Here is a 10315-nt window from a genome sequence, read left to right on the forward strand (position 1 = left end):
GGCCGGTCGCAAGCATCCTAAGAGAAGATCACGGCAAGGGTTGCGACACCATCGACCCTCTCTCAAGGGTACTTGCAAAACCTGGGTACTGTCAAGCAGTTCCGATACAATGACGGCTTAGTGCCCCCCGCAACTTTTTATTTTCCCTTTCGCTTTCACGTCGTTGACTCTTCTCTATTATCACCGTCGTTTTCTCGACCACGATACCGGGGCGCATCCTGAGCGGCCGGCGCGGCTGTCGCAAGTGATTTCTCATTTAGAGCATGAAGGATTGGCGGCGCGCTGCCGGCGCGAAAATTGGCAACGGGTGTCGCCCCAGCGGCTGGCCCGTGTGCATCGGCCGGATTACGCAGCCGCCCTGGAGGCGTTTGCCCGACAAGGAGGCGGCCGGATTGAAGTCGACACCGTAGTTTGCCCGGCGTCTTACGACGTGGCAACTTTGGCTGCCGGCGCCGTGGCCGATGCCGTCGATCGGGTCATTCGCGGCGAAGAAAAAAACGCCCTGTGCTTGGTTCGGCCTCCGGGGCATCATGCGCTGGCTGCCGGAGCAATGGGTTTTTGCCTGTTCAATAATGTGGCAATCGGCGCTAAAGTGGCGATCGACGAGCTTCAATTAGATCGCGTGTTGATTGTCGATTGGGATGTGCATCATGGCAACGGCACCCAAGATGCCTTTTGGACCGATCCGCGAGTTGGCTTCCTTTCCATTCATCGCTGGCCGTTTTACCCCGGCACCGGCGATAGCGACGAAACAGGCGCCGGCGCGGGCTTGGGCACAACGCTTAACGTGCCGGTGAAGTTTGGCACCTCGCGGCACGATTATTTGGCGCAGTTTCGTCGGGCTTTGGAAACCTTTGCCGATCGGCTGCGGCCGCAGTTGGTGCTGATTAGCGCCGGCTTTGATAGCCATCGCGATGACCCCGTCGGTTCGCTCGGATTGGAAATCGAAGATTTTCAAACCCTCACGCAGGCCGTGCAGCAAGTGGCCCAAACGCACGCCCAGGGGCGAATGGTGAGTGTCTTGGAAGGTGGCTACAACCCGGGCATTTTGGCCGGTTGTGTCGAAGTGCATTTGCTCGAATTGCTCGGTCAGAAGTAGGCAGGGGCATTGTGAACGTAGTTTTGCGCCGGTTCCCATTGCAACTTTTTGCGAAACCTGCGTCCATGCGCGGGGTTTGGTAGGGATGAATCTTTCCGGGCTGGAAGGGCTCCGTGCTTGCTAGCACTGTTGAGCCTTTGGATTCATGGTTTGCCCCACCGTTACGGTCGAGCGCGGCTGTGTTTCGATCGGTCCACTTTTTCGGATCCACTCCGAATGCAGAGAAACTATGCGCAGCGAACATTACATTGGCAACCGGCATTGCGCTCGCCCCGACAACATCCGGCGGCTGGCTTTCACCCTGGTGGAATTATTAGTGGTCATTGCGATCATCGGAATCTTAATTTCGCTGCTAATGCCGGCAATGCAACGCGCCAGAGAAAGCGCACGCCGGACGCAGTGCGCATCGCAACTGCGGCAAATGGGCATTGGATTGGACAACTTCATGACTTCTCGCGGGACGAATGCTCGCTTTCCAGATGCGGCCGACGAGCCAAGTGCAACTCCTGCTCTACCGAGCATTGCGGCTGTGCTGGGTAAGTTTATTGAAAACAACAACACCGCGCTGATCTGCCCATCAGACGCAACCTACTATCCGACGGATGGCCTGAGTTACGAATATGCTCGTTCCACCTTGGTCGATCTGACCGTCACGGTGGATCCCGTAACCGGCTTATGCCGGGGCCGAACGCGGCAGGAAGTGCTCAATCCATCGACTGGGCCATCGCAGGGGAAGCAGCTCAAAAGTTCAACCGTATCCATTGGGAACGATTTTGATAATTTTCATGGACCGGCAAATTCGACCGGCTCGCGGAACATGCTATTCCTCGATTGCCACGTGGAAGCGCCGTAGGTCGGCGTCCAGTATTTGCCATTTTCGTTGGGAGTCGTTGAGATGTCGAAACGAGTCATTAAACGAATTGCGATCATCACCGTGGCGCTGGGAATCATCTCCCTGACGGCCGGCTGGTTATTCGGTTGGTTCAGCGAAAATCCGGCCGTGGCCGAGGTGCGGGAAATGCAGACAAAACTGGCCGATTCGAACTTGAAACCCGAGGACAGGCGAGCGTTGTTTGAGGCGATGCGCGCCAAGATGGATGGGCTGTCTGAGGCCGCCCGACAGCAACTTTGGGAAAATAACCGCCAGACAATGGAAAAGCGCATGAAACAGCATGTCGATGAATTGCACGCCATGTCGCCGAAGGACCGAGATAAAGCGCTGGATGCCGACATCGACCGGATGCAAAAGAGGCAGCAAGCCGCTCAGAATAATCCAAACGCCAATGGGCAAAGCGGCGCACCGGGAAATCAACGCAATCGGGGGCAAGCACAGACCGATGATCAGCGCATCGACCGATTAAAAAACAGACTAGACCGCAGTACCCCGGATATGCGTGCCACTCGACAAGCGTATGTGCAAATGATCGACCAGCGACTGAAGGAGCGTGGTCTGCCGCCAATGACTCCGGGACGAGGACGGGCACGGGGGTAAATGTACGCCATTTGCCAGGCGCGCTATTTCGATTCCAGCGTGACAATGCCATCCCAGCCCGGCGGCGGAACGCGGCGGTGTTTAGCTATGAACACCGTGAGAAAATCTTTCACGGGATCCGGCGCCGACATGCGTTGTAACACATCCAGCGTATGACTCCACTGGCCGGCTACAAAAGCGTCCAGCGCCGATTCATAATCGTGCAAATGCTGGTCGCTTATTTCTGGGTATTCGTGTTGCGGTGGCAGTAGTTCGCAGATTTCCAATGCCGAGGTCATTCCGTAGGGACGTACTGTTGCCACGCGGCGAATCCGTCCCATCTCCGGCGGCAACTTGCGGCGCAAGGCGGCGGCCGTGGTCGGATCGAGCAATATCGGCGCATTCACGAACTTCGTCATCGATTCCAGGCGGGCGGCCAAATTTACCACCGGGCCGAACACCGTTACTTTAACGTGATCGACGGTGCCGATTTTCCCCGCCACCGCCCGACCAGTCGCAATCCCAATCCCCGCTCGGAAATCGGCCAGCGGATGATCGAGCTGCTTGGCGGCCATTTCGAACTGAGCGCGAATTGCCAAAGCCGCCAGGGCCGCACGTTGCGGGGCATCGGATTGGGGCAACGGCCAACCCCAGAAGCCCATCGCGGCGTCGCCTTGAAAATCGCCGACGACACCGCCATGATCGAGAATTTGATGGGTCATGACCCCCAGCGCTTTGCTCACGCGCTCCAGCAGCCCCAGCAAATCGCTGGCGCTGCGTTCGCTGGTGCGGGAAAATCCGCGGAGATCGCAAAATAAGACCGTGACTTCCGTCTCGCGCGGCGTCAGCACGGTTTCCGGATCGTCCGTAGCCAGAGCATCCATCACTACCGGCGCGAAGAATTGGCTCAATCCCGCTTGACGCCGACCCAGTCGGTTCAGCTCTCGCAAGCTGCTGAGCGTGGCTGCGGCCAGTTCGGTGAATTTCATATCGTCGCGAATATCGGTCGAATCGGAATGCCCTGCACTACCTGGAGTGCCATGGCCGAATCGCCCGGCTAAGTATAATGCCCAGCCGCGGCAGGCATCGCCGGGCAGCGGCGTGCAATAGGCCCAATCGATGCTTTCCGATTCGGTGAATTCCCGAGACGGCGTTTCCGTCCAGGTATGGAGCACCGTTTCACGCTTGGCCAGCGCCTGTTGGATGAGCCGTTGACTGGGCTGAAAATTGGCGCCGGCCAAACGGCGGCCATCCCAGTGCAAAAGGCGAATGGCAACGCTACAGGGTTTTTGCGGAGAGACACCTGCGGCGTCGAACTCGGACAGGCTTGTCGATGTTTCGGACCGCAACTTTCCCGAATCGAGGGCCAAATTTGGGTCGACGGCTGACGGTGCATCGACCGCCACCAACGCTACGGCATCGGCCCGAGGGACACCGGCCAGCAATAAATTGACCAAGCGGACAAACAATTCAGTATCGGAGGCCGCATTTTTGATCACTTCCGGCAGGCGGCTTAACAACTCAATGCGCTCTTGAGCATTACGAAATGAAACGCGTCGCAATTCCGCGGCGCTGAAAACTTGCTCATGGTCAGGCTCCGGGGCATCCAAGGTTACCCGCGGGTTGTCGGCGGACAAAGTAAAAGTGGTTTTTCCAATAACGAAATGCTCTCCTGGCCTCAACTGGAACTGCGTTGCTGTGTTTCCGTGCACAAAAACGGGATTCCGAGCAGTGGCCATTTGTTCCACCATGAGGGATTGGCCATTCCAACACACACGGATGTGTTGGCGGGAGATATGATCGTCCCACGGAGTTGACCAAACGCCTGCCTGTCGACCGACGACCATGGGCTGGTTTTTATTTAAGCGACGCCGCCAGCGCTGGGTAAAATCGGGTCCTTGAGCAATCAGTTCGGCCATAGTGAAGCAACGGCAGAAATATGCATGCCGGGGTCGATGGGAGATCGTAGGAGATTAGGAGCATTCTAGCGGTTGTGGTCAGTGTTTTGCATGCTCATCTTGGTTTCCGCCCGGCACGCTCGGAAACAACCTTTGGCGCATGAAAAAAGCCGGGTTCCGACAAGCGGAACCCGGCTAATTTTGGCTCTTTCGCAGGGCAGTTACCCAAATTGTGCAACAGCCTGCGGGAGAGACTAGCGACGGTAGCTCACGTGAGCAAACGCGTACGGAGCCCGATCGCTGTTGATCGAGGTCATCGGAGCCGGGGGAGCAGGAGCGGCAGCTTTGTCGTCCTTCTTTTCGCCACCGCAGCTCGGGGCTTCACCACCGCAGCTCGGGGCCGCAGTACCACAGCAGCAGTTGCCGCCACAGCAGCAGCAGTGATGACGGTGGTGGTGATGATGGCCACAGCAGCAGCCACCGCAGCAGCAATCGCCACCGCAGCAGCAGCAGCAACCGTGACCGGCAACGGCCACTTTTTCACCGCCCACAAGGGCGATGCCGACGATCGCGATAAACATCGCGATGCCTAAGATCAAAATACGGTTCATCCTCGAATCCTCCAACAAAAACAGGTACCTTGGCGTAACAAACACAATACCGTCCAAACTCATACCCCCGCTCGGGACGGCTGCCAAGCGAAGGAACCAAAATCCATTTACGTCCTAATGCTGATCGCGTCTGTTAGCCTAATCCTAAGGGCTGCCAAGCATAAGCTTTTCGGATTACGCAAAGAAACGCGAATAGCTAGGTTAGGACGTTAAGTTAGCATGGAACGACTTCTTGTCAAGCAGCCAACGCATAGTTTGCAAAGCTCTGGCGCTATAGGTTGACTGCGAAAAATGTTCCTTCAACTGTACATCACGTTTGGGCAGCGCCTAGTACGATGACAAAAAAAAACAGGATCCCGCAATTTGCGGAATCCTGTAGAAGTTTATGGATTACAGTAACCTATTTAGGAACAACAGCTTATAACACACGGCCTAGGCAAAACAATTGTGTGCCACAGGCGGAGTCCGCGGAGTTAAATAATTCCAATTTTATCGATTTTCCGGAAGTTATCGAGTCTTTGGGGCAGTTGTTTCTGTCCGTTCGGCCTGTGGTTGACCAGATGGCTCGGTCTGGGAGTCGCCACCCGATTCGCTTTGGTGGAGCAACTGCTGCTTGCGCAGCATATCTTCCGGATCCTCGAAGTTGAGGATTAAGGGAGGCTGATCGGCATAAACCTTGGTCACCATTCCGACAATTCGCCAGCCTTCGTCCTCGTGGCGCAGCACCCAAATGATGTCGTCGGTGCGCGTGTGTCCCTGGGTATCGATCTGGTCGGTCCAACTGGTCCAGACGTGCGCGCCGTCTTTATTGGGTGTGACATATTCCACTTCGCCAACTTTGAATTTGGCGGTGGGGCTGCCTGGTGGAGCCACCACCATTTGCATTTCGGCCGTCTTTTGGCGAGCTACAGGGGTGAGCATGGAGGAGGCCTGCTGATCGTTGCCTGTTCGCACGGCCTCTAGAAATTCAAAGACGGCCCGGTCCGGGGTATCTGTGGCCGAACCACTCACTTGAGCGCCGGCTGAGCCTTGAGTATTTGAAAGGCCTTGCGCCGTTTGGCTTGCCTGGCCACATCCGCCCACTACAAACAACAAGGCGACTGGGATCCAAAATTGACGGTTTATCATAGGCAGCACCATTTGGAGGCTATTGTGCGCGTGCGATTGCGGCGGTGTTGATGTCTGACCAGGGCCCAAAGCAGCCCCCGAAACCAACCTCGGGAAACGCCGGCGGGGGCGAGAGTCTTGCAAGAAGGAGCGAATCGGTCAAGAGAAACCGGCCGCAGGCCCGAGACTGGCATTCGTGCTAGCATGCCGCTGGATCAAGACGTCCGGCAAATACCGCGGTTGGAATGCGGCAGCAAACACAGCGTTCAGCCGAAGCGAAGTCTGCTTCGATGCAGCCTGTTCTCGACCGAAAAAAACGTAAAGCAACAGGGCGAACAAAAGAATCACCAAACCCAATAAAACCAGGCTCAATGTCGCACGAATCTCACGCTTCCCACGGTGGCGTTGCCGTAACCAGGTGGCCGAGGCCGGCAGGGCGGCGGTGCTGCGGACGGCATCGCCGAGCGGATCGTCAACGGGTCTGACGGTCATGGGCGCAGCCTGTGGCGTTACGCCAGACATTGGCAATGAGGACGGCGGCACAGCAGCCCGACTTCCGTTCCAGTGCGGAAACACCGTAATTGCCGACTGCCAATGCGGCCAGCCGTCGCGCCAGAGCATGTCGTCGGGGCTAATGCGGCCTGCGGCCATCCACTGCTGCAAAGTGGCGTGGTCGACCCCCTCAAACTGCTGGCCCGTGGCAAGCTGCACATGCCACAGGACGCCCGAATTCATCCCGAAGTCTGTATTGATCCTGAAGTCTGCGGGAACCGCCGAGACAGGCAGCAGTGCGTCATTCGGGTTAGCCACCCTCGCCGCGGGCAGCGGCAATAAGCTATCAAGAGCGATGTTGTGAGGCGACAAATCAACTGCCGACGCGTTGGACCCGGAAGCATTGAAAGCTGCGACGGCATCGGGGAAATCTTCACCTGAGGATCGTTGGTTAGCCAAAGCAGGTGTCGCCGGCGAAGGGGATTGGGCGGTAGATGAATCGGGTACGGCTGTGGAAGGCCACGCGGAAACGTCGTCCGCATCGCCTTCATCCTCCGCATCGTCTGCGGTGGAGTCTCCTGGACCCGCATTTAAGGCGGACTTTGCGGGATCTTGCCTGATGCTTTCCAGGGGAATATCGACCCGAACCCCGCACTTCGGGCAAAGTCCTTTCTTTCCGGCCAGAAAGGACTTTACGTTCACTTTGTGCCCGTTGGGGCAATAGAATTTAATGCCCATCAGATTCAACCCAAGATCGTCCGTTCTTTTTCCATGATTACCCGGTGACGCCCCTCAAACCGGTATTCTACCCGCGACATGTAATTTCGCATCAACATAATGCCCCGGCCATTGGGGCGAGAGAGGTTCTGCCGTTGGGTGCAGTCGGGCACGAGGGCGGCATCAAAGCCGGCGCCTTCGTCGGCGATTTCGAGCCACAATCGCCGGGGATTCAGTTTACAACTGATATACACTTGCTTGTTTCTGTCGGAACCGTTGCCGTGACGGATGGCGTTGACCAGCGCCTCCTCCGCGGCCAGGTGAATTCCAAAGATTTCGTGTTCGCTCCACTGCTCCCGCTGAAGAGCGCGGAGTAGTTCGCCCAAAAACAACTGACCGGCCCCTTGCACGCTGGGCAGCTTGAGGTCAGTTGTCCAGGTCCAGTCCGGGTGTTTCCGCATGCGTTCCCACCTTCTGTTCCACGGTCCAAAGCCGATGCCTGCTTCAATTATAGTAATCTCTTCGCCCTCAGCCATGCGGAATTGGGCCACTTAGGGCGGATTTTTGCCTTTCCGCCGGATGCGGTGTTTGCCCGTCTTCGTGGGGTTCAGTATGCTCTAGGGCACGCTATTGAACACTGCCCAGCGGCACACCGTTTTATGCAACGCGCCACCGACCCTGCCGAGAAACGTGCCGGTGCATCGGGATGGGTGAAGTGTTGGTCTTGGCTGCCGGACTTCTTCCGGCCCGCGCCGCCTGCCGCGCCCATCACCGATCCTGAAAAAATACGGGCTGGATTTGCCTGGTATCGCCCCCAAATTCTGCTTTGGACGACGATTGGCTACGGCACATTTTATTTCGTGCGGAAAAACTATTCGTTCTGCATGCCGCTGTTGGAGAAGCAATTAGGCTTATCGAAAACCAATCTGGGTTTAATCCTGACGCTGCACAGTGTCCTCTACGGTATTTCGAAATTCGCAAACGGAATTGTGGGCGACCGGGCCGACGGCCGCAAGTTCATGACCTTTGGCCTGGCGGCGTCGGCGGTGGTCAACGTCTTTTTCGGATTCAGCACGGCACTGCCGGCCTTAATCATCTTTTGGATGCTCAATGGTTTGTTTCAAGGGATGGGGTATCCGCCGTGCGCTCGGTTGCTGGCCCATTGGTTTTCGCCGCAGGAATTGGCGATCAAAATGTCGTACTGGAATGCATCGCATTCGCTGGGGGGCGCCGGCATTTTGATTTTATGCAGCGTGCTGGTCACCGTGACCGGAAACGGTCCCAATGAGCCTGGCGACTGGCGCATCTGCTTTTTCGTTCCCGCCGCCATTGCGTTGGTCGTGGCTGGCGCACTTTGGATGTGGCTGCGCGATACGCCAGAATCGGTCGGCTTGCCGGAGCTGCCGGAAACGCACGTGGCGGCGCCGTCGACGGAAAATGCCCAAACGCCGCAGGAATTTCGGGCCTTTTTGTGGGAACGTGTGTTCTCCGACAAATACATTTGGATTGTTTCGGCCGCGAATTTCTTTGTGTACGTGCTGCGCTATGCCATTTATGATTGGGGCACCACGATGCTAAAGGAAACCAAGGGCATCGACATTAAAAATGGCGCGTGGATGTTGGTTTACTTCGAGTTCGCAGGCTTGGGCGGCATGCTTCTCACCGGCTGGCTCACGGACCGCGTCTGTGGCGGCCGGGCTGCGCCCATTTGTGTGGTCTGCATGTTGTTGGCCGGAGGAACCATCTTCCTGTTTTGGCGGGCGCCGCCGCAAGCCTTTTGGCTGAATACGGCACTGTTGATGTGTACCGGATTTTTCATCTACGGCCCACAGGCGCTGGCCGCAGTCATCGTAGTGAAATTGGCAACCAAACGGGCGGCGGCCACGGCAGTGGGATTGACGAGCATTTTTGGATACGCCAGCACGGTGCTTTCGGGGTTGGGATTAGGAGCGTTGGTGCAGCATTTAAATTGGAATTGGGCATTTGGCGAGCTGATCGCCTTCGCGGTGATTGGAGCCTTGTTGTTCACCGCGGCGCTGCCGGCTAATGTGAGGAACTATTCCGAGCCGGTTCCGGAATAAGCGGAGTGAATGGATGGACTGCAGCAGCCAGCGCGGAGAGAGGCGTCGGCGACGTCGCGGCGGGCCAGCTAAAACGCCGCCAGGGCGTCGGTTTCGTCGTCCTTGATGTCGAACAGCTTGTTCAACTTGGTGATGGCGAAGACTTCGTAGATTTCGGGCCGGATGTTGCTGAGCTTGAGACGGCCGCCGTTGGCCTTTACTTTTTTATCCAGCGTAATCAGTTTGCCCAAGGCGGCGCTCGATAGAAACTCCACATTGAAGAAATTCAGGAGTAGGTTCTTGCGTTTTTCGACTTCGACTAGCTTGAACATTTCGACGCCGAGCTCCTGGATGTTGGCTTCGTCCAGAATTTTGCGATCGATGAAGCGCACGACCGTAACTTCGCCCTTTTGCGTGACATCTATGCGTCGATTACCGGCCATCGGGTGAACCCTCTTTAGAAACAGGCCGCTCAAGGCGAGCAGACCGCCCGCCGTGCGTAGAAACATAATCATATTCGACCTAAGGCCAGTGTCAATGGCGGGGTGAAGGGCCGGGAGGCAATTCACGGAAGATCGCGTGAGCATGAGGAAGCGCGCGGCGGCCGCGTGCTGTTGTGCTGCGGGGCGGCAGAGGAGCCAACCGCTAACCCCAATCGTAGGTTTCGCCAAGCTCGGCGAAGAGGCGGGCATTGTGCGAGTGATGAGAGTGCGCAGAGGAGCACATTCGGACTTTTTGATCAAAAGTTTCCGGTGTCGTCGGCCCCGAGGGGTCGTGCGTTCGATGATCCTGATCCCCCTCACCCCAACCCTCTCCCACAAGGGGAGAGGGAGTGAAGAAAGCGGTACCAGGTCATCTAT

The 10315-nt window shown here is 57.0% G+C and carries 9 protein-coding genes and 1 pseudogene; 5 read left to right on the top strand and 5 right to left on the bottom strand.

Translation table 11 applies throughout. From position 1 onward, the window contains the following. Nucleotides 1-163: 163 nt before the first annotated feature. The 3 genes and pseudogenes from VMJ32_05180 to VMJ32_05190 all read left to right on the top strand — a co-directional run bounded on the left by VMJ32_05180 (nt 164) and on the right by VMJ32_05190 (nt 2591). Complete coding sequence (locus tag VMJ32_05180) at nt 164-1099, top strand: histone deacetylase (protein HTQ38396.1); 936 nt, start codon at nt 164-166, stop codon at nt 1097-1099. Nucleotides 1100-1328: 229 nt separating this feature from the next. Next, a pseudogene (locus VMJ32_05185) lies at nt 1329-1649 on the top strand (type II secretion system protein). A gap of 345 nt (nt 1650-1994) precedes the next feature. Beyond that, nucleotides 1995-2591, top strand: a complete 597-nt coding sequence (locus VMJ32_05190; GenBank protein HTQ38397.1) for a hypothetical protein — start codon at nt 1995-1997, stop codon at nt 2589-2591. A gap of 23 nt (nt 2592-2614) precedes the next feature. Here VMJ32_05190 and VMJ32_05195 read toward each other — a convergent pair whose 3' ends face one another. Beyond that, nucleotides 2615-4489: an adenylate/guanylate cyclase domain-containing protein gene (locus VMJ32_05195; GenBank protein HTQ38398.1), complete on the bottom strand. Its 1875-nt coding sequence runs from the start codon at nt 4487-4489 to the stop codon at nt 2615-2617. A 422-nt stretch (nt 4490-4911) separates the two neighbouring features. Between VMJ32_05195 and VMJ32_05200 the strand changes: the two genes are divergently transcribed. Next, entirely contained in the window at nt 4912-5061 is a 150-nt protein-coding gene (locus tag VMJ32_05200) for a hypothetical protein (GenBank protein ID HTQ38399.1), read from the top strand. Between the two features lie 525 nt (nt 5062-5586). Here VMJ32_05200 and VMJ32_05205 read toward each other — a convergent pair. The 3 genes from VMJ32_05205 to VMJ32_05215 form a co-directional block, all read right to left on the bottom strand. Next, on the bottom strand, nt 5587-6000 hold the full coding sequence (locus VMJ32_05205; GenBank protein HTQ38400.1) for a hypothetical protein: 414 nt from the start codon (nt 5998-6000) through the stop codon (nt 5587-5589). Between the two features lie 345 nt (nt 6001-6345). Beyond that, the gene (locus tag VMJ32_05210; GenBank protein ID HTQ38401.1) at nt 6346-6921 is read right to left on the bottom strand and encodes a hypothetical protein; all 576 of its coding nucleotides are present in this window, start codon (nt 6919-6921) and stop codon (nt 6346-6348) included. 500 nt (nt 6922-7421) lie between these two features. Beyond that, a complete protein-coding gene (locus tag VMJ32_05215) occupies nt 7422-7856 on the bottom strand; it encodes an ATP-binding protein (protein HTQ38402.1) in 435 nt (144 codons plus the stop codon). Between the two features lie 198 nt (nt 7857-8054). Here VMJ32_05215 and VMJ32_05220 point away from each other — a divergent pair, with 198 nt between their 5' ends. Further along, entirely contained in the window at nt 8055-9476 is a 1422-nt protein-coding gene (locus VMJ32_05220; protein HTQ38403.1) for an MFS transporter, read from the top strand. Nucleotides 9477-9544: 68 nt separating this feature from the next. Here the strand turns inward: VMJ32_05220 and VMJ32_05225 are convergent, their stop codons facing one another. After that, entirely contained in the window at nt 9545-9898 is a 354-nt protein-coding gene (locus tag VMJ32_05225) for an STAS domain-containing protein (protein ID HTQ38404.1), read from the bottom strand. Nucleotides 9899-10315: the final 417 nt, after the last annotated feature.

The sequence above is a fragment of the Pirellulales bacterium genome (assembly GCA_035499655.1).
Classification (GTDB): Bacteria; Planctomycetota; Planctomycetia; order Pirellulales; family JADZDJ01; genus DATJYL01.

Coding starts and splice junctions, on each gene's coding strand:
- VMJ32_05210 (HTQ38401.1), bottom strand. CDS start 6,921: ATGAATTCGGGCGTCCTGTGGCATGTGCAGCTTGCCACGGGCCAGCAG.
- VMJ32_05220 (HTQ38403.1), top strand. CDS start 8,055: ATGCAACGCGCCACCGACCCTGCCGAGAAACGTGCCGGTGCATCGGGA.
- VMJ32_05195 (HTQ38398.1), bottom strand. CDS start 4,489: ATGGCCGAACTGATTGCTCAAGGACCCGATTTTACCCAGCGCTGGCGG.
- VMJ32_05225 (HTQ38404.1), bottom strand. CDS start 9,898: ATGGCCGGTAATCGACGCATAGATGTCACGCAAAAGGGCGAAGTTACG.
- VMJ32_05190 (HTQ38397.1), top strand. CDS start 1,995: ATGTCGAAACGAGTCATTAAACGAATTGCGATCATCACCGTGGCGCTG.
- VMJ32_05205 (HTQ38400.1), bottom strand. CDS start 6,000: ATGCTCACCCCTGTAGCTCGCCAAAAGACGGCCGAAATGCAAATGGTG.
- VMJ32_05200 (HTQ38399.1), top strand. CDS start 4,912: ATGACGGTGGTGGTGATGATGGCCACAGCAGCAGCCACCGCAGCAGCA.
- VMJ32_05215 (HTQ38402.1), bottom strand. CDS start 7,856: ATGCGGAAACACCCGGACTGGACCTGGACAACTGACCTCAAGCTGCCC.